This is a genomic window from Enterobacter sp. ODB01 (assembly GCF_001623605.1).
Classification (GTDB): domain Bacteria; phylum Pseudomonadota; class Gammaproteobacteria; order Enterobacterales; family Enterobacteriaceae; genus Enterobacter; species Enterobacter kobei.
Genome location: NZ_CP015227.1, coordinates 2,119,282 through 2,139,151, shown reverse-complemented (window position 1 = coordinate 2,139,151; position 19,870 = coordinate 2,119,282). Strand labels below are relative to the sequence as shown.

Genomic DNA, 19,870 nt, shown 5'->3' with positions numbered 1-19,870 from the left:
CCCCCGCCGCTTAAGGCATGACTCTACTCAGGAGCGATTACTTGCCTTTAATCTCATACAGTGGCGTTTGACCTGCAACCACCTGACCTTTTGCCTGAATAACCAGGCCACTGAAGTCGTCGATGTTGCTGCAAACAACCGGACTGATCATGGAGCGTGCATTGGCGTTCAGGAAGTCCAGATCCATCTCCAGAACCGGCTGCCCGGCCACCACTTCAGCGCCCTCTTCCACCAGACGAGTAAAGCCTTTACCCTCCAGCGCAACGGTATCGATGCCCATGTGGACAACAATCTCCGCGCCGTTTTCGGTTTCGAGGCAGAACGCGTGGTTGGTGTTGAAAATCTTCACGATAGTACCCGCAGCAGGAGAGACGACGGTTTTGTCCGTTGGTTTCACCGCCACGCCGTCGCCTACCGCTTTACTGGCGAACGCTTCGTCAGGCACTTGTTCAAGGTCAACGACCTCACCCGTTACCGGAGAGACCAGAGCCGCCACCGTCACGGCGTTAGGTACGGCCTGTGGCTTCGCGGCCGGAGTCGCCGTTGCCGCAGGTGCGCTGTCAGCTGCTGCCGCTGCGACCGGGCCACGCGCAACCACTTTCTTCATTTCGTCACCGATGGATTCCGCTTTGGCGCCCACGATAACCTGGATAGTTTGTTTGTTTAGTTTAACGACGCCAGATGCGCCAAGGCGTTTACACATTGCATCGCTTACGCGAGCGGAGTCACCCACGGTCAGACGCAGACGGGTAATACAGGCATCAATGGCTTTCAGGTTGTCGGTACCGCCGACTGCGGCAATGTAGCTGGTTGCCAGCTGAGTTAAACCTTCTTCGGTATTGCTGTTGGCTTCACTGGTCACGACGTCATCAGTGGTATCTTCGCGGCCCGGCGTTTTGAGGTTAAACATACGAATAACCGCGCTGAACAGAACGAAGTAGATAACGAAGAAGGCCGCCCCCATCACCACCAGCATCCAGACGTTCTTGCTTGCCGCTGGCAGGTTGTACATCAGCACGTAGTCGATCGCGCCTGCAGAGAAGGAGAAGCCCGCATGGATGCCCAGCAGAGTCGCCACGAACAGGCTGATACCGGTTAACACCGCGTGCATCAGGTACAGCAGCGGAGCCAGGAACATGAACAGGAATTCCAGAGGCTCGGTCACACCGGTCAGGAATGCGGTAATGGCGACTGACAGCAGCATACCGCCGACCATTGGACGACGCGCTTTCGGCGCAGCCAGGTACATGGCCAGCGCAGCGCCCGGCAGACCAAACATCATGATTGGGAAGAAGCCGGACATAAACATGCCCGCGGTGCCATCACCCGCGTAGAAGCGGTTAATGTCGCCGTGGAAAACGGTACCCGCCGCATTGGTAAACTCACCAATCTGGAACCAGGCGATGGTGTTCAGAACCTGATGCAGACCGGTTGGGATCAACAGACGGTTAATGAAGCCGAAGATGCCCGCACCCATCGCACCCGCAGAGACGATCCACTCGCCGCCCGCATGGATAGCATGCTGCACTGGCGGCCAAACGTAGCCAAAGATCGCGGCCAGAACCAGACAGAAGAAGCCGGTCGCGATTGGCACGAAGCGTTTGCCACCAAAGAAGCTGAGGAAGTCTGGCAGCTTGATGTTTGCCCAGCGGTTATATACCGCACCGCCGACCAGACCGGTAATGATACCCGCCAGTACGCCCATGTTGATTTCCGGGTTAATCGTTACCATCGCTTTCGTCAGGATGAAGTAACCGACCGCCCCTGCCAGCGCTGCGGCCCCTGCACTGTCTTTAGACCAGCTGGAAGCAACGCCGATGGCGAAAATCAGCGCCAGGTTGTCAAAGATTGCGCCGCCAGCCTGGGCGATAAACGGCACGTTGAGAAGATCGGGTTGCCCGAATCGCAGCAGCAGCGCTGCAACCGGTAGCACGGCGATAGGGAGCTGCAAAGCCCTACCGAGGCGCTGGAAAAAACCTAAAATATTCATCCTATTCCCCCTACGAGACCCTTTCCAGGCTCGCGCATTAACTATGTTTTTATTGTGTTGCTAACGATAAGTACCGTCGATAATTCACTGGCAGTGTGAGTGTGTGAAAAATTAATTCGTATCGCAAATTAAACACCCATTTTTTGTGATTTTTGTCACCAAATATCGTATTAAGCCCTCCCTTTCACTGGCTAACAGCGAAAACTTATTTTATCATTCAAAAAATCAAGACGGATTGATCCAGCCTGATAGGTTCCAGGTTACGCTTAAGTATCAGGTTCCGGTAGCCATCCGCCCACTCTTCTACTTTAACTCTTGAGGTGAACAATGAGACTGATTCCCCTGGCAACTGCTGAGCAAGTCGGTAAATGGGCCGCTCGCCATATCGTTAACCGCATTAATGCCTTCAAGCCTACCGCCGATCGTCCTTTCGTTCTTGGCCTGCCAACCGGCGGTACTCCGCTGACGGCGTATAAAGCCCTGGTTGAAATGCACAAAGCGGGCCAGGTTAGCTTCAAACATGTTGTGACCTTCAATATGGATGAATATGTCGGCCTGCCAAAAGACCACCCGGAAAGCTACCATAGCTTTATGCACCGGAATTTCTTTGATCACGTTGATATCCCAGCGGAAAATATTAACCTGCTGAATGGAAATGCGCCTGATATTGACGCAGAATGCCGTCAGTACGAAGAAAAAATCCGTTCTTACGGTAAAATCCACCTGTTTATGGGCGGCGTGGGCAACGATGGTCATATCGCGTTTAACGAGCCGGCATCGTCTCTGGCTTCCCGCACGCGTATTAAAACGCTGACCCATGACACCCGCGTGGCAAACTCCCGCTTCTTTGACGGTGATGTGAACCAGGTTCCAAAATACGCCCTGACCGTTGGCGTAGGCACCCTACTGGATGCCGAAGAAGTGATGATTCTGGTGCTGGGTGGCGTGAAAGCGCAGGCGCTCCAGGCTGCCGTTGAAGGCAACGTTAACCACATGTGGACCATCAGCTGCCTGCAGCTGCATCCAAAATCAGTCATCGTCTGCGACGAACCGTCCACGATGGAGCTGAAAGTGAAAACGCTGAAATACTTCAACGAGTTAGAAGCCGAGAACATCAAAGGTCTGTAATTGATTAACCGCCTCTTCTTTAAGAGGCGGCCGCTTTTTTTAACCGGGGGTCGTTATGTACGCTTTAACCCACGGTCGGATTTATACCGGCCACGAAATTCTGGATGACCATGCGATTGTTATCGCCAATGGCCTGATTGAACGTGTTTGTCCGCTGGCAGAGCTGCCACCAGGGATTGAACAGCGCTCACTCAATGGAGCAGTAATCTCCCCCGGTTTCATCGACGTACAGCTGAACGGCTGCGGCGGTGTGCAATTCAATGACACTGCCGAGGCGGTGACGGTTGAAACGCTGGAAATCATGCAGAAAGCCAACGAGAAATCGGGCTGCACCAGCTATCTGCCAACGCTCATCACCAGCAGTGATGACCTGATGAAACAGGGTATCCGCGTGATGCGCGAATACCTCGCCAAACATCCTAATCAGGCGCTCGGTCTGCACCTGGAAGGGCCATGGCTGAATATCGTGAAGAAAGGCACCCATAACCCGGATTACGTGCGCAAGCCTGACGCTGAACTGGTCGACTACATGTGTGCGAACGCCGATGTGATCGCTAAAGTGACGCTGGCACCAGAGATGACCGGCACTGACGTGATCAGCAAACTGGCTGCCGCCGGGATTGTGGTTTCAGCAGGGCACTCAAACGCCACGCTGAAAGAAGCCAAAGCGGGCTTCCGCGCGGGCATTACCTTCGCCACGCACCTTTACAACGCCATGCCTTATATCACCGGTCGCGAACCGGGTCTGGTCGGGGCGATTCTGGACGAGCCAGACGTCTACTGCGGCATTATTGCTGATGGTATGCACGTGGATTACACCAACATTCGTAATGCCAAGCGCCTGAAAGGTGACAAGCTTTGCCTGGTTACCGATGCCACTGCACCAGCAGGTGCAAATATTGAGCAGTTCATTTTTGCCGGTAAAACAATATACTACCGCAATGGACTGTGTGTGGATGAAAACGGTACGCTGAGCGGTTCCTCTTTAACCATGATTGAAGGGGTGCGTAACCTGGTTGAGCACTGTGGGATTGCGCTTGATGAAGTCCTGCGTATGGCTACCCTTTATCCGGCTCGCGCAATCGGCGTGGATAAACAGCTTGGCGGAATTGCACCGGGTATGGTTGCAAACCTGACGGCATTCACACACGATTATAAAATTATTAAGACCATCGTTAATGGTAACGAGGTCGTCACTGAGTAAGTAAAAGTATGACACCAGGCGGACAAGCTCAAATCGGTAATGTCGATCTCGTTAAACAACTTAACAGTGCGGCGGTATATCGCCTGATTGACCAACACGGGCCAATCTCTCGAATTCAGATAGCCGAACAAAGCCAGCTTGCTCCCGCCAGCGTGACAAAAATTACCCGCCAGCTTATTGAGCGCGGTTTGATCAAAGAAGTCGATCAGCAGGCCTCTACCGGGGGCCGCCGCGCTATCTCAATTATTACCGAAACCCGCAATTTTCAGGCGATTGGCGTTCGGCTGGGCCGTCATGACACCACGCTCACGCTCTACGATCTGAGCAGCAAAGCAATTGCGGAAGAGCACTATCCCCTTCCCGAGCGCACCCAGGAGACGCTGGAGCACGCGCTGCTGAATACCATCGCGCACTTTATTGAGAGCTGTCAGCGTAAGATCCGCGAGCTCATTGCAATTTCAGTGATTTTACCCGGACTGGTCGACCCGGAAAGCGGCGTGATTCGCTACATGCCGCACATTCAGGTGGAAAACTGGGCGCTGGTCGATGCGCTGGAAAAACGCTTTAAAGTGACCTGTTTTGTCGGCCACGATATTCGTTCTCTGGCACTGGCAGAGCACTACTTTGGTGCGAGTCAGGACTGCGAAGACTCTATTCTGGTGCGTGTCCACCGCGGGACAGGCGCAGGTATTATTTCTAACGGTCGGATTTTTATTGGTCGCAACGGTAACGTCGGCGAGATCGGCCACATTCAGGTCGAGCCGCTGGGCGAACGCTGCCACTGCGGTAACTTCGGCTGCCTTGAAACCATTGCCGCCAACACGGCCATTGAGCAGCGCGTTCGCCATCTGCTTGAACAAGGTTACCAGAGTCGCGTCACGCTGGCTGATTGCAAGATAGGCACCATCTGCAAAGCCGCCAATAAAGGCGACGCGCTGGCCTGTGAGGTGATTGAGCAGGTTGGGCGCCATCTGGGGAAAACTATCGCCATCGCCATTAACCTGTTTAACCCACAGAAAGTGGTGATAGCCGGAGAAATTGTTGAAGCGGAAAAGGTGCTGCTCCCCGCGATTGAAGGCTGTATTAACACCCAGGCGCTGAAAGCATTCCGCCAGAATCTCCCTGTGGTTCGTTCAAAACTTGACCATCGCTCGGCAATTGGCGCTTTTGCGCTGGTGAAACGCGCCATGCTCAACGGTATTCTGCTGCAGCATTTGCTGGAAAGTTGATCGGACCTTATAGTAACGCCTTCTTTTTTTGATGTCGGAACGTCCATGACCATTAAGAATGTAATTTGTGATATCGACGGCGTGCTGATGCACGACAACGTTGCCGTACCAGGTGCTGCGGAGTTTCTTCACCGCATCATCGACAAAGGAATGCCTCTGGTTCTTCTCACGAACTACCCTTCTCAGACCGGTCAGGATCTGGCAAACCGCTTTGCGACGGCGGGCGTCGACGTCCCGGACAGTGTGTTTTATACCTCGGCGATGGCAACGGCGGATTTTCTGAAACGTCAGGAAGGCAAAAAAGCGTACGTGGTCGGCGAAGGCGCGCTGATCCACGAGCTGTATAAAGCGGGCTTTACGATTACCGATGTCAATCCGGACTTCGTGATTGTGGGTGAAACGCGCTCCTATAACTGGGAGATGATGCATAAAGCCTCGTTCTTCGTTGCCAACGGCGCGCGCTTCATTGCCACCAACCCGGATACCCACGGTCGAGGTTTTTATCCGGCCTGTGGCGCGCTGTGTGCCGGTATTGAAAAAATCTCCGGGCGCAAGCCATTCTATGTCGGCAAACCAAGCCCGTGGATCATCCGCGCCGCGCTCAATAAAATGCAGGCCCACTCAGAAGAAACGGTTATTGTCGGCGATAACCTGCGTACGGATATTCTGGCCGGCTTCCAGGCGGGTCTGGAAACCATTCTGGTGCTGTCCGGCGTCTCGCAGCTTGATGACATTGATTCGATGCCGTTCCGACCAAGCTGGATTTACCCCTCCGTCGATGAAATTGACATTATCTGATACTAAACCACGCTCAGGGCGTGGTTTTTCATTTTTAGCCCTTACAAATAAAACCATATCTAACAAAAAGCGCACTTTATTGCATAATCATCAATAAAAGTGTTCATGGCGTACTCTTTTTCACTATTCCGCAATCACCATTGCACTATTTCCGTTTTCGCCCGTAAATCTCTTGCGCCCCTTCTCCCTTTGCGGCATTTTCATAAGCAAGCAACATTACAAAGCAACAGGGTTAACGGAGAAGGTTATGTGTTCAATTTTTGGCGTACTGGATATTAAAACTGACGCAGGCGAACTGCGTAAAAAAGCACTCGAACTGTCCCGCCTGATGCGCCATCGCGGCCCGGACTGGTCAGGCGTTTACGCCAGTGATAAAGCGATTCTGGCTCACGAACGTCTGTCTATCGTAGACGTCAACGCCGGTGCACAGCCGCTGTATAACGAGAAAAAAACGCACGCGCTGGCTGTTAACGGTGAAATCTATAACCATCAGGCGCTGCGCGCCGAGTACGGCGATCGCTACGCCTTCCAGACCGGGTCTGACTGTGAAGTGATTCTGGCGCTCTATCAGGAGAAAGGTCCGGAATTCCTGGACGACCTGCAGGGTATGTTTGCCTTCGCCCTGTACGATAGCGAAAAAGACGCGTATCTGATTGGCCGCGACCATATCGGTATTATCCCGCTGTACATGGGCCACGATGAACACGGCAACTTCTATGTTGCCTCTGAAATGAAAGCTCTGGTACCGGTCTGCCGCACCATTAAAGAGTTCCCGGCAGGCAGCTATCTGTGGAGTAAAGACGGTGAGATCCGTCCGTACTACCAGCGCGACTGGTTCGATTATGACGCGGTTAAAGACAACGTGACGGATAAAGCCGAGCTGCGTCAGGCGCTGGAAGATTCCGTGAAAAGCCACCTGATGTCAGATGTACCTTACGGCGTGCTGCTCTCCGGCGGTCTGGACTCCTCCGTGATCTCCGCGATCACCAAGAAATTCGCCGCTCGCCGCGTGGAAGATCAGGAGCGCTCCGAAGCCTGGTGGCCGCAGCTGCACTCCTTTGCCGTGGGTCTTGAAGGGGCACCTGACCTGAAAGCTGCGCAGGAAGTGGCAAACCATCTGGGCACCGTGCACCATGAAATTCACTTCACCGTGCAGGAAGGCCTGGATGCAATCCGCGATGTGATCTATCACATTGAAACTTATGATGTTACTACCATTCGTGCCTCAACACCGATGTACCTGATGTCGCGTAAGATTAAAGCGATGGGCATCAAGATGGTCCTGTCCGGTGAAGGTTCTGACGAAGTGTTTGGCGGCTACCTGTACTTCCATAAAGCGCCAAACGCCAAAGAGCTGCATGAAGAGACCGTGCGTAAATTGCAGGCACTGCATATGTTTGACTGTGCACGTGCCAACAAAGCAATGTCGGCATGGGGAGTGGAAGCGCGTGTCCCGTTCCTGGATAAGAAATTCCTCGACGTGGCGATGCGTATCAACCCGCAGGACAAAATGTGCGGCAACGGTAAAATGGAAAAACATATCCTGCGCGAATGTTTTGAATCATACCTGCCCGCGAGCGTGGCGTGGCGTCAGAAAGAGCAGTTCTCTGATGGTGTAGGTTACAGCTGGATCGACACCCTGAAAGAGGTGGCAGCAAAACAGATTTCCGACCAGCAACTGGAAACGGCAAGCTTCCGCTTCCCGTACAACACGCCGGGCTCGAAGGAAGCGTACCTGTACCGCGAAATCTTTGAAGAGCTGTTCCCGGTGCCGAGTGCGGCAGAGTGTGTTCCGGGTGGCCCATCCGTCGCCTGCTCGTCTGCCAAAGCGATTGAATGGGATGAATCTTTCAAAGCGATGAACGATCCATCAGGCCGCGCGGTAGGCGTTCACCAGTCTGCCTACAAATAATCGCGACGATTCTAATCAGGCCCCTCTGGGGCCTTTTTTTTGCCTTGCATTTCACTCTCGAAAAACGATTAATAACCAATAATTGCCGAATATTCGGTCACGCTGTTCGCAACCTAACCAAACAGTCACATTCCGGCTATTTTCGTTGAAAAAGGTGTTGACGCTGCAAGGGTCTATACGCATAATGCGCCCCGCAACGCCGATAAGGTAACGCGAAAAAAGATGGCTACGTAGCTCAGTTGGTTAGAGCACATCACTCATAATGATGGGGTCACAGGTTCGAATCCCGTCGTAGCCACCATCTTTTTTGCGGGAGTGGCGAAATTGGTAGACGCACCAGATTTAGGTTCTGGCGCCGCAAGGTGTGCGAGTTCAAGTCTCGCCTCCCGCACCATTCCCAGGTAAGCGTTGCACGGATGGGGTATCGCCAAGCGGTAAGGCACCGGTTTTTGATACCGGCATTCCCTGGTTCGAATCCAGGTACCCCAGCCATATTTCTTCGATTTTGCGGTTCTCCGCGGTATTGGGGTATCGCCAAGCGGTAAGGCACCGGTTTTTGATACCGGCATTCCCTGGTTCGAATCCAGGTACCCCAGCCATCGAAGATTGCAGTACTGGCTACGTAGCTCAGTTGGTTAGAGCACATCACTCATAATGATGGGGTCACAGGTTCGAATCCCGTCGTAGCCACCAAATTAAGATTGTCGATTTTTCGGTAATCAAGACAAATTGTTGGGGTATCGCCAAGCGGTAAGGCACCGGATTCTGATTCCGGCATTCCGAGGTTCGAATCCTCGTACCCCAGCCAATTTAAAAAGTCGTTAAGCAATTTGTTTAACGCAATTGGGGTGTCGCCAAGCGGTAAGGCTCTGGTTTCTGATACCAGCATTCCGGGGTTCGAATCCCTGCACCCCAGCCACTTAAAAACAAATAAGCCCGCTCTGCGGGCTTTTTTGTTTTTGTTGTTTGTGCGGCCTGATGCCCCCTCACCCTCCCCCTCTCCCCAAAGGGGCGAGGGAATAGTCGAAGCAGCGATTAAAGTCCGAGAGCGTATTTCAGGGCCTGACGTTTCAACCCACCGGCACGTTCCGCCGCCATGAGGCCAATGTTACGCAGAATACGTACTGGCGCTAAGTCATTGCTGAACCCGGCATAGAACAGATCCATTCCCGACTGCATAATAAAATTATCCGCCATACGTCGCGTCTGGTAACGCTTCAGTACCTGATGGCTGGACCACGCTTCCGCATGCCCGCGCGCATGACTTAAAACGTCCAGTAACGCGTCAACGTCACGATACCCAAGATTTACCCCCTGCCCGGCCAGCGGGTGTATGGTGTGTGCCGCATCCCCCACCAGCGCAAGCCCGTCACGGGCATACTGCAAAGCGTGACGTCGCGTGAGCGGGAATGCGCCAGCGGCGACTGGCGTGATATGCCCCAGACGACTCGGGAAGTGCAGCAGGATCTCGCGCTGCAGTTGTTCCATTGAAAGCCCTTGTAGCTGGCGAATGCGCGCCGGTTTGTCGTACCACACCAGTGACGCCCAATGATCAAATAGCGGTAAAAAGGCATGCGGGCCATTCGGCGTAAAGTGCTGCCAGGTGCTCTCACCCGGCGAATTCTCACACTGGACGGTAATCAGCATACAAGACTGCTCATACTGCCAGGCATGTACCCCAATACCTGCCATCTGTCTGACCTGAGAATTGGCACCATCCGCCCCGACGACCAGCTTCACAGCCAGCTCATCACCGCTGTCGAGCGTCAGTAAATAGCCGCTTTCGTGAGTATGAAGTGCCTTAAGTGACGCAGGAACACGCAGCGTCACCTTCGGGTGCGCCTCCAGGGCCTGCCAGAGCGCCAGCTGGAGCACATTGTTTTCCACCATGTAGCCCAGGCGCGGCAGCTTCAGCTCCGCAGCATCAAACGCAACGTGGGCATTTTCCCACTCCCAGGTTTCAAGACGGCTGTAAGGTTGCGCACGCATCGCCTGCACCGTTTCCCAGACGCCCAGACCGCGCAGCAGATCGACTGACGCCGCGCTGATAGCAGAAATGCGCACATCCGGCTTGCTGGCGGGATCGAATGCCGGCGGTGCAGCCTGTTCAATTACCGTTACCTCAAATCCCTGCTGCGCCAGCCCCAGCGCCAGTGCGCCGCCGACCATACCGCCGCCGACAACGGCAACTTCGGTGTGTTGGAGTGTCATGGTCATTTTTCCTTATTGGAGAATCCCTTAAGTTTACCGGATTTTTGCGGTCCTGAGACACATAACCTTCATACTGGTCACAACCCCACCAAAGCATTACAATACGCGGCTTGCAATCCTGAGCTGAGCAAGTCGATGACTAAAAAACTCCATATAAAAACCTGGGGCTGTCAGATGAACGAATACGATTCATCCAAGATGGCCGATCTGCTGGACACCACCCACGGATACCAGCTGACTGAAAATCCGAAAGAAGCCGACGTGTTGCTGCTGAACACCTGTTCAATTCGTGAAAAAGCGCAGGAAAAAGTCTTCCACGTGTTAGGCCGCTGGAAACTTCTCAAACGAAAAAATCCGGACCTGATCATCGGCGTGGGCGGTTGCGTCGCATCACAGGAAGGTAAGCTGATCCGCCAGAGAGCCCCCTATGTGGATATCGTCTTTGGCCCGCAGACCCTGCACCGCCTGCCGGAGATGATCAACCAGGTTCGCGGTAATCGTAGCCCGGTCGTTGACGTCAGCTTCCCGGAGATCGAGAAATTTGACCGTCTGCCAGAACCGCGCGCAGATGGCCCGACCGCTTTCGTTTCCATCATGGAAGGCTGCAACAAATACTGCACTTACTGTGTGGTGCCTTATACCCGTGGCGAAGAAGTCAGCCGCCCGGCAGACGATATTCTGTTTGAAATCGCGCAGCTTGCCGCGCAGGGCGTTCGCGAAGTGAACCTGCTGGGCCAGAACGTTAACGCCTGGCGTGGGGAGAACTACGACGGCACCACCGGCACCTTTGCTGAACTGCTGCGCCTGGTGGCCGCGATTGACGGTATCGACCGTATTCGCTTTACCACCAGCCATCCGATGGAATTCACCGATGACATCATTGATGTCTATCGCGATACGCCAGAGCTGGTGAGCTTCCTGCATCTGCCGATTCAGTGCGGCTCTGACCGCGTGCTGAACCTGATGGGCCGTCCGCATACGGTGCTGGAGTACAAATCCACCATCCGTAAGCTGCGTGAAGCGCGTCCGGATATCCAGATAAGCTCCGACTTTATTGTCGGCTTCCCTGGCGAAACCGCGGATGACTTCGAACGCACCATGAAGCTCATTGGTGAAGTGAATTTTGACGTCAGCTACAGCTTCATCTTCTCCGCGCGTCCTGGAACCCCTGCGGCCGATATGGTTGACGATGTGCCGGAAGAAGAGAAAAAGCAGCGTCTGTATATTCTGCAGGAGCGCATCAACCAGCAGGCCAACGCCTGGAGCCGCCGTATGCTCGGCACCGTCCAGCGCATACTGGTAGAAGGCACCTCGCGCAAGAGCATTATGGAACTCTCCGGTCGTACAGAAAACAACCGCGTGGTGAACTTTGAAGGCACCCCGGACATGATCGGTAAATTTGTGGACGTTGAGATTGTCGAAGTGCTCACCAACTCACTGCGTGCGAAAGTGGTCCGCACTGAAGACGAAATGGGCCTGCGTATTGCCGAGTCACCGGAATCCGTCATTTCGCGTACCCGCAAAGAAAACGATTCTGGCGTGGGGATTTACCAGCCTTAATCCTTCGGGCCTGCCGCTTCGGCAGGCCTTGTATTTCCTCTCATCGTCCCCAATATCATCTGCAATGCTTGCGCCTTTATTCTATGGCGTGAATAATTTCGGTAATGACCGTTTTATTACGCCGGGTGGCAGCGGGTCAGCTAACCAATCAAAGAGGAACAGTTTGAACATAGATACGCGTGAAATCAGCCTAACGCCCGCAGACAACGCTCGCCTGCTGAGCCTGTGCGGACCGTTTGATGACAACATCAAACAACTGGAGCGACGTCTGGGTATCGAAATCAATCGTCGCGATAATCACTTCAAACTTACCGGACGCCCTATCTGCGTCAATGCGGCTGCAGATATCCTGCGCAGCCTGTATGTCGATACCGCCCCGATGCGCGGCGAAATTCAGGATATCGAACCGGAACAAATTCACCTCGCCATTAAAGAGGCGCGCGTGCTTGAGCAGAGCGCGGAAAGTGTGCCGGACTACGGTAAGGCCATCAACATCAAGACCAAGCGTGGCGTCATTAAGCCGCGTACGCCAAACCAGGCGCAGTACATCGCCAATATTCTCGACCACGACATCACCTTCGGCGTGGGGCCGGCGGGTACGGGTAAAACCTATCTGGCCGTTGCCGCGGCGGTGGATGCGCTTGAACGTCAGGAAATCCGCCGTATCCTGCTGACCCGTCCGGCGGTGGAAGCGGGTGAAAAACTGGGCTTCCTGCCGGGCGACCTGAGTCAGAAGGTCGACCCGTATCTGCGTCCTTTATACGATGCGCTGTTCGAGATGCTCGGCTTTGAGAAGGTCGAAAAGCTGATTGAGCGTAACGTGATTGAAGTGGCCCCACTCGCCTACATGCGTGGTCGCACGTTAAACGACGCGTTCATCATTCTTGATGAAAGCCAGAACACCACCATCGAACAGATGAAGATGTTCCTGACGCGTATTGGCTTTAACTCGAAAGCGGTCATTACCGGTGACGTTACCCAGATCGACCTGCCGCGCAGCACCAAATCCGGCCTGCGCCACGCCATTGAAGTGCTGGCCGAAGTCGATGAAATCAGCTTTAACTTCTTCCACAGTGAAGACGTGGTACGCCATCCGGTGGTTGCGCGCATCGTTAACGCCTATGAAGCCTGGGAAGAGGCGGATCAAAAACGCAGGGCCGAACTGGCCGCAGAACGTAAGCGCGACGCGCAGGAGCAAGAACAGAAATGAGTCAGGTGATCCTCGATTTACAGCTGGCCTGTGAAGACAATTCCGGTATGCCAGATGAGGCACAGTTTCAGAAATGGCTGGATGCCGTGATCCCCCAGTTTCAGGAAGAATCAGAAGTGACGATTCGCCTGGTGGATGAGGCAGAAAGCCATGAGCTTAACCTGACTTACCGTGGGAAAGATAAGCCAACCAACGTGCTCTCTTTCCCGTTCGAAGCCCCGCCGGGTATCGAGATGCCGCTGCTGGGAGATCTGATCATCTGCCGCCAGGTGGTTGAACAGGAAGCCAAAGAGCAGCAAAAGCCGCTGGAAGCCCACTGGGCGCATATGGTGGTGCATGGCAGCCTGCATCTGCTTGGCTACGATCATATTGAAGATGACGAAGCGGAAGAGATGGAGTCCCTCGAGACAGAGATAATGCTTGCTCTGGGCTATGAGGATCCGTACATTGCCGAGAAAGAATAGTCAGTTAACTTACTGACGACTATGCCGCCGCGCAGGGAATTCGCGTGGCGGTAAATGTTGAACTAACAAGAGAACCCTTAACAAACGCCATGAGCGACGACAATTCACACAGTAGCGACACGACAAACACTAAAAAGGGATTTTTCTCCCTCATTCTGAACCAGCTTTTCCACGGCGAACCCAAGAACCGTGATGAACTGCTGGAGCTGATTCGTGATTCCGGGCAAAACGACCTTATCGACGAAGATACGCGCGAAATGCTCGAAGGGGTGATGGACATTGCTGACCAGCGTGTTCGCGATATCATGATCCCCCGCTCGCAGATGATCACCCTGAAACGTAACCAGACCCTGGACGAGTGCCTCGATGTGATCATCGAATCCGCCCACTCGCGTTTCCCGGTCATCAGCGAAGATAAAGATCACATCGAAGGGATTTTGATGGCGAAAGATCTGCTGCCGTTTATGCGCAGCGATGCCGAAGCCTTCAGCATGGAAAAAGTGTTACGCCAGGCCGTGGTTGTGCCGGAAAGTAAACGTGTGGACCGGATGCTGAAAGAGTTTCGCTCTCAGCGTTACCACATGGCGATTGTTATTGATGAATTTGGCGGCGTTTCCGGACTGGTCACGATCGAGGATATTCTTGAGCTGATCGTGGGTGAAATCGAAGATGAGTATGACGAAGAGGAAGATATCGACTTCCGTCAACTCAGCCGCCACACCTGGACCGTGCGCGCGCTGGCCTCGATTGAGGACTTCAACGACGCCTTCGGCACCCACTTCAGCGATGAAGAGGTCGATACCATTGGCGGGCTGGTGATGCAGGCCTTTGGCCACCTTCCGGCGCGCGGTGAAACCGTTGACATCGACGGTTACCAGTTCAAAGTGGCAATGGCCGACAGCCGCCGTATTATACAGGTTCATGTCAGAACGCCGGACGACTCACCGGTGCCAAAACTGGAAGATTAATGTAAATGGCATTTGCCCCATTACTTGAACGCCAGCGCGTCCGTTTGCTGCTGGCGCTGTTACTCGGAGCCAGCGGTACGCTGGCTTTTTCTCCTTACGATATCTGGCCTGCGGCCATTCTCTCCCTGATGGGGCTTCAGGGTCTGACCCTGAACCGGCGTCCGGTACAGGCTGCCGCCATCGGTTACTTCTGGGGACTGGGGCTCTTTGGCTCCGGCATTAACTGGGTCTATGTCAGCATCGCCCAGTTTGGCGGTATGCCGGGCCCGGTTAACGTCTTCCTGGTCGTCCTGCTCGCGGCATATCTCTCACTGTATACCGGTCTGTTCGCAGGGATCCTTTCCCGCCTGTGGCCTAAAACCACCTGGCTGCGCGTCGCCATTGCCGCGCCGGTGGTCTGGCAAATCACCGAATTCCTGCGCGGTTGGGTACTGACCGGCTTCCCGTGGCTGCAGTTCGGCTACAGCCAGATTGATGGCCCGCTGAAAGGCCTGGCCCCGGTCATGGGCGTTGAGGCAATCAACTTCCTGCTAATGGTGGTCAGCGGCCTGCTGGTGCTGGCACTGGTCCAGCGCTGCTGGAAACCGTTCGCTGTGGCGCTGGTGCTGTTCGCCCTGCCCTTCCCGCTACGGTATATCCAGTGGTTCACGCCTGAGCCCGAGCGCACCATGCAGGTTTCCATGGTGCAGGGAAATATCCCGCAATCTATGAAGTGGGATGAAAAAGAGCTGCTGAACACGCTGAAGATCTACGCCAACGCCACCGAAGAGGTGATGGGTAAATCGCAGCTGATCATCTGGCCGGAATCCGCCATTCCCGATCTGGAGATCAATCAGCAGCCGTTCCTGAACATGATGAACGACCTGCTGCTGGCGCGCGGCAGCACGCTGATCACCGGGATTGTCGATGCGCGTCTGAATCAGCAGAACCGTTATGACACCTACAACACCATCATTACGCTCGGCAAAGACAGCGAATACAGCTACAACTCCACGGATCGGTACAACAAGAACCACCTGGTGCCGTTTGGTGAATTTGTTCCGCTGGAGTCGATTCTGCGCCCGCTGGCCCCGTTCTTTGATCTGCCGATGTCCTCCTTCAGCCGTGGCCCGTACGTACAGCCCCAGCTGCATGCGCACGGCCTTGCCCTGACGGCGGCCATCTGCTACGAAATCATTCTCGGCGAGCAGGTACGCGATAACTTCCGCCCGGATACCGACTACCTGCTGACCATCTCCAACGATGCGTGGTTCGGTAAATCTATCGGCCCGTGGCAGCATTTCCAGATGGCGCGTATGCGTTCTCTGGAGCTGGCTCGCCCATTGCTGCGCAGCACCAACAACGGCATCACCGCCGTGATTGGTCCACAGGGTGAAATCCAGGCCATGATCCCGCAGTTCACCCGTGAGGTGTTGACCACAAAAGTCACACCAACCACCGGCCTGACGCCGTATGCCCGCACCGGCAACTGGCCGCTGTGGATCCTGACCGCGCTGTTCGGTTTCGGTGCCGTGCTGATGAGCCTGCGTCAGCGTCGTCGCTAATCTTCCCTCTTCCTGCCGGGTGGCGGCTACGCCTTACCCGGCCTACATTTTACATTTCCGTTCCCGTAGGTCGGGTAAGGCGTAGCCGCCACCCGACAATTCTCTCCAGACTCCCATTCTGGCACGCCTATTGCTTTGTTTATTCAGGTAAACGCAGTTTGGCTTAACGTGCAACCTTGTCGCACCAGCGTAGATCATCGGTAGCACCGAAACGGTGCAACGGGAGATATTTGCCTCTGAATGGTGCGGCGCGCTTCGCAAAAATAAACAATAACGCAGCAAAATCTTTACATTAAGCCAGACTAAATGTTAACAAGCTTGCATAACACTGCACTCGCATCGCGCGAGATATAACAACATCACAATGGGTATCAATGCGTCACTGGCGCTGATAAGAAAGGAGTTGGGTATGCAATTACGTAAACTGGCCACAGCAATGCTGGTTATGGGAATGTCTGCCGGCGTGGTTCACGCTGAAGATGCTCCGGCAGCAGGCAGTACTCTCGACAAGATTGCCAAAAACGGCGTGATCGTGGTCGGCCACCGTGAATCTTCTGTCCCGTTCTCTTACTACGACAACACGCAAAAAGTCGTGGGCTATTCACAGGATTACTCCAACGCCATCGTTGAAGCTGTGAAGAAAAAGCTGAACAAACCTGACCTGCAGGTGAAGCTGATCCCAATCACTTCACAGAACCGTATTCCACTGCTGCAAAACGGCACCTTTGATTTTGAGTGTGGCTCTACCACTAACAACCTCGAGCGCCAGAAACAGGCCGCTTTCTCTGACACCATCTTTGTCGTGGGCACCCGTCTGCTGACGAAGAAAGGCGGTGATATCAAAGATTTTGCTGACCTGAAAGGCAAAGCGGTCGTCGTAACGTCCGGTACCACCTCAGAAGTGCTGCTGCACAAGCTGAACGACGAGAAGAAAATGGATATGCGCATCATCAGCGCGAAAGATCATGGCGACTCCTTCCGTACCCTGGAAAGTGGCCGTGCCGTCGCGTTTATGATGGATGACGCCCTGCTGGCGGGCGAGCGTGCGAAAGCGAAGAAACCAGACAACTGGGATATCGTCGGCACCGCGCAGTCAAAAGAAGCTTACGGCTGCATGCTGCGTAAAGACGATCCGCAGTTCAAGAAGCTGATCGATGACACTATCGCCCAGGTGCAGACTTCCGGCGAAGCGGAAAAATGGTTCGACAAATGGTTCAAGAACCCGATTCCACCAAAAAATCTCAACATGAACTTTGAACTGTCTGAAGACATGAAAGCGCTGTTCAAATCTCCAAATGACAAGGCTCTTAACTAATTAGAACAACAGGGGCGGGATCTCCTGCCCTCTCGATTGTCGGGAAGCATGGACAGACTATACGTTGAGTGGTCGTTCCCCACTCAGCGCGAAAAATGAGCTTCTCACCAATCTTCGAGGGTAGCGCTGCTACCCTTTTTTTTCTGGAGTTTATTATGTCAATAGACTGGAACTGGGGCATATTCCTGCAACAAGCCCCGTTCGGCAACACCACCTATCTTGGCTGGCTGTGGAGCGGCTTCCAGGTCACCGTGGCACTATCGATAACAGCGTGGATTATCGCGTTTCTTGTCGGTTCGCTGTTCGGTATTCTGCGCACCGTCCCTAACCGTTTTCTTTCAACACTGGGCACTCTCTATGTGGAACTGTTCCGTAACGTTCCGCTCATCGTGCAATTCTTTACCTGGTATCTGGTTATCCCGGAACTGCTGCCGGAAAATATTGGCATGTGGTTCAAGTCGGAGCTGGATCCAAATGTGCAGTTCTTTGTCTCCTCCATGATGTGTCTGGGGCTGTTTACCGCTGCGCGCGTTTGTGAGCAGGTGCGTGCCGCCATTCAGTCATTACCCCGCGGACAAAAAAATGCGGGTCTGGCGATGGGTCTGACCCTGCCGCAAACCTACCGCTACGTGCTGCTGCCTAACGCCTACCGCGTTATCGTGCCACCGATGACCTCGGAGATGATGAACCTGGTGAAAAACTCGGCCATCGCCTCCACGATCGGCCTGGTCGATATGGCGGCCCAGGCGGGCAAGCTGCTGGATTACTCCGCTCACGCATGGGAATCCTTCACCGCAATCACGCTCGCGTATGTTCTGATTAACGCTTTCATCATGCTGGTGATGAACCTGGTTGAACGCAAAGTACGCCTGCCGGGCAATCTGGGGGGCAAATAATGTACGAATTTGACTGGAGTTCTATCGTTCCTTCCATGCCTTACCTGCTGGATGGCCTGGTGATTACCTTAAAAATCACCGTTATCGCCATCATCATTGGTATCGTCTGGGGCACCCTGCTGGCGGTGATGCGCCTGTCGAGCTTTAAGCCGCTCGCGTGGTTTGCGACCGCCTACGTTAACGTTTTCCGCTCCATCCCGCTGGTGATGGTGCTGCTGTGGTTTTACCTGATTGTTCCCGGCTTCCTGCAAAACGTCCTGGGGCTGTCACCAAAAACCGATATCCGCCTGATCTCGGCGATGGTGGCGTTCTCAATGTTTGAGGCCGCTTACTACTCAGAGATTATCCGCGCGGGCATTCAGAGCATCTCCCGCGGGCAATCCAGCGCCGCGCTGGCGCTGGGGATGACGCACTGGCAGTCCATGCAGCTGATTATTCTGCCGCAGGCGTTTCGCGCCATGGTTCCGCTCCTGTTGACCCAGGGCATTGTGCTGTTCCAGGATACCTCGCTGGTGTATGTCCTGAGTCTGGCAGACTTCTTCCGTACCGCGTCAACCATCGGTGAACGTGATGGTACGCAGGTCGAGATGGTGCTCTTCGCGGGCGCGGTCTATTTTGTGATTAGTTTAAGCGCGTCGCTGTTGGTCAGCTGGCTGAAGAAAAGGACGGTATAATGATTTCCCTGAAAAATGTTTCTAAATGGTATGGGCACTTTCAGGTGCTGACCGACTGCTCCACGGAAGTGAAAAAAGGCGACGTGGTGGTGGTGTGCGGCCCGTCCGGTTCCGGTAAGTCCACGCTGATCAAAACCGTTAACGGTCTGGAACCTGTGCAGCAGGGCGAAATTGTTGTTAACGGCACCAAAGTGAACGACAAAAAAACCAACCTTGCCCAGCTTCGCTCTCATGTTGGTATGGTGTTCCAGCACTTTGAGTTGTTCCCTCACCTCTCCATCATCGAGAACCTGACGCTGGCGCAGGTGAAAGTGCTTAAGCGCGATAAAAAAGCATCGCGTGAGAAAGGCCTTAAGCTTCTGGAGCGCGTTGGGCTCTCGGCGCATGCCGATAAGTTCCCGGCGCAGCTTTCGGGTGGTCAGCAGCAGCGTGTAGCAATCGCACGCGCGCTGTGTATGGATCCGGTGGCAATGCTGTTTGATGAACCGACGTCGGCGCTCGATCCAGAGATGATCAACGAAGTGCTCGACGTTATGGTCGAGCTGGCGCACGAAGGCATGACCATGATGGTGGTAACGCACGAAATGGGCTTCGCCCGTAAAGTGGCCAACCGCGTCATCTTTATGGACGAAGGGAAGATCGTGGAAGACTCGCCGAAAGAAGAGTTCTTCGCGAACCCGAAATCCGAACGTGCAAAAGATTTCCTCGCCAAAATCCTGCATTAATCTTCTCAGTGCGCAATCTGCGGATTGCGCACTGCCTCACGC

General features: G+C 54.2%; 16 protein-coding genes and 7 tRNA genes. 21 read left to right on the top strand and 2 right to left on the bottom strand.

Annotated elements, in window-relative coordinates; translation table 11 throughout:
• Positions 1–37: 37 nt before the first annotated feature.
• Positions 38–1,990 (bottom strand): PTS N-acetyl glucosamine transporter subunit IIABC, encoded by a 1,953-nt coding sequence (nagE, locus tag A4308_RS10205; protein ID WP_045134261.1) that lies wholly within the window; start codon positions 1,988–1,990, stop codon positions 38–40.
• Between the two features lie 327 nt (positions 1,991–2,317).
• Between nagE and nagB the strand changes: the two genes are divergently transcribed.
• The 12 genes from nagB to A4308_RS10145 all read left to right on the top strand — a co-directional run bounded on the left by nagB (position 2,318) and on the right by A4308_RS10145 (position 9,180).
• Positions 2,318–3,118 (top strand): glucosamine-6-phosphate deaminase, encoded by an 801-nt coding sequence (gene nagB / locus A4308_RS10200; protein ID WP_008501061.1) that lies wholly within the window; start codon positions 2,318–2,320, stop codon positions 3,116–3,118.
• A 55-nt stretch (positions 3,119–3,173) separates the two neighbouring features.
• The gene (nagA, locus tag A4308_RS10195) at positions 3,174–4,322 is read left to right on the top strand and encodes an N-acetylglucosamine-6-phosphate deacetylase (protein WP_032637190.1); all 1,149 of its coding nucleotides are present in this window, start codon (positions 3,174–3,176) and stop codon (positions 4,320–4,322) included.
• An 8-nt stretch (positions 4,323–4,330) separates the two neighbouring features.
• A complete protein-coding gene (gene nagC / locus A4308_RS10190; protein WP_014883011.1) occupies positions 4,331–5,551 on the top strand; it encodes a DNA-binding transcriptional regulator NagC in 1,221 nt (406 codons plus the stop codon).
• A 45-nt stretch (positions 5,552–5,596) separates the two neighbouring features.
• Positions 5,597–6,349, top strand: a complete 753-nt coding sequence (gene nagD, locus A4308_RS10185) for a ribonucleotide monophosphatase NagD (protein WP_008501057.1) — start codon at positions 5,597–5,599, stop codon at positions 6,347–6,349.
• Between the two features lie 247 nt (positions 6,350–6,596).
• Positions 6,597–8,261, top strand: a complete 1,665-nt coding sequence (gene asnB / locus A4308_RS10180) for an asparagine synthase B (protein WP_014883010.1) — start codon at positions 6,597–6,599, stop codon at positions 8,259–8,261.
• Positions 8,262–8,485: 224 nt separating this feature from the next.
• Positions 8,486–8,562: transfer RNA gene (locus A4308_RS10175), tRNA-Met, on the top strand.
• Between the two features lie 8 nt (positions 8,563–8,570).
• Positions 8,571–8,655 (top strand) — tRNA-Leu (locus A4308_RS10170).
• A gap of 23 nt (positions 8,656–8,678) precedes the next feature.
• Positions 8,679–8,753: transfer RNA gene (locus A4308_RS10165), tRNA-Gln, on the top strand.
• 32 nt (positions 8,754–8,785) lie between these two features.
• A tRNA-Gln gene (locus A4308_RS10160) sits at positions 8,786–8,860 on the top strand.
• A 17-nt stretch (positions 8,861–8,877) separates the two neighbouring features.
• Positions 8,878–8,954 (top strand) — tRNA-Met (locus A4308_RS10155).
• 40 nt (positions 8,955–8,994) lie between these two features.
• Positions 8,995–9,069 (top strand) — tRNA-Gln (locus tag A4308_RS10150).
• 36 nt (positions 9,070–9,105) lie between these two features.
• Positions 9,106–9,180, top strand: a tRNA-Gln gene (locus A4308_RS10145).
• Positions 9,181–9,296: 116 nt separating this feature from the next.
• Here A4308_RS10145 and ubiF read toward each other — a convergent pair.
• Positions 9,297–10,472 carry a 3-demethoxyubiquinol 3-hydroxylase gene (ubiF, locus tag A4308_RS10140; protein ID WP_045281607.1) on the bottom strand — a complete coding sequence of 392 codons (1,176 nt, stop codon included), beginning with the start codon at positions 10,470–10,472 and terminating at the stop codon, positions 9,297–9,299.
• A 135-nt stretch (positions 10,473–10,607) separates the two neighbouring features.
• Between ubiF and miaB the strand changes: the two genes are divergently transcribed.
• From miaB to A4308_RS10095, 9 genes are all read left to right on the top strand, one after another.
• Entirely contained in the window at positions 10,608–12,032 is a 1,425-nt protein-coding gene (gene miaB, locus A4308_RS10135; protein WP_014883008.1) for a tRNA (N6-isopentenyl adenosine(37)-C2)-methylthiotransferase MiaB, read from the top strand.
• Between the two features lie 163 nt (positions 12,033–12,195).
• A complete protein-coding gene (locus A4308_RS10130) occupies positions 12,196–13,242 on the top strand; it encodes a PhoH family protein (protein ID WP_014883007.1) in 1,047 nt (348 codons plus the stop codon).
• Complete coding sequence (gene ybeY, locus A4308_RS10125; RefSeq protein WP_008501052.1) at positions 13,239–13,706, top strand: rRNA maturation RNase YbeY; 468 nt, start codon at positions 13,239–13,241, stop codon at positions 13,704–13,706. The genes A4308_RS10130 and ybeY overlap by 4 nt, the downstream gene beginning before the upstream one ends.
• Positions 13,707–13,795: 89 nt before the next feature.
• Positions 13,796–14,674 (top strand): CNNM family magnesium/cobalt transport protein CorC, encoded by an 879-nt coding sequence (gene corC / locus A4308_RS10120; protein WP_014883006.1) that lies wholly within the window; start codon positions 13,796–13,798, stop codon positions 14,672–14,674.
• Between the two features lie 5 nt (positions 14,675–14,679).
• A complete protein-coding gene (gene lnt / locus A4308_RS10115; protein WP_045281608.1) occupies positions 14,680–16,218 on the top strand; it encodes an apolipoprotein N-acyltransferase in 1,539 nt (512 codons plus the stop codon).
• Positions 16,219–16,627: 409 nt separating this feature from the next.
• A complete protein-coding gene (locus A4308_RS10110) occupies positions 16,628–17,533 on the top strand; it encodes an amino acid ABC transporter substrate-binding protein (RefSeq protein ID WP_045281609.1) in 906 nt (301 codons plus the stop codon).
• A 155-nt stretch (positions 17,534–17,688) separates the two neighbouring features.
• Positions 17,689–18,429 (top strand): glutamate/aspartate ABC transporter permease GltJ, encoded by a 741-nt coding sequence (gene gltJ / locus A4308_RS10105; protein ID WP_014883003.1) that lies wholly within the window; start codon positions 17,689–17,691, stop codon positions 18,427–18,429.
• Entirely contained in the window at positions 18,429–19,103 is a 675-nt protein-coding gene (gene gltK / locus A4308_RS10100; RefSeq protein ID WP_014883002.1) for a glutamate/aspartate ABC transporter permease GltK, read from the top strand. The genes gltJ and gltK overlap by 1 nt, the downstream gene beginning before the upstream one ends.
• A complete protein-coding gene (locus A4308_RS10095; RefSeq protein ID WP_014883001.1) occupies positions 19,103–19,828 on the top strand; it encodes an amino acid ABC transporter ATP-binding protein in 726 nt (241 codons plus the stop codon). The genes gltK and A4308_RS10095 overlap by 1 nt, the downstream gene beginning before the upstream one ends.
• Positions 19,829–19,870: the final 42 nt, after the last annotated feature.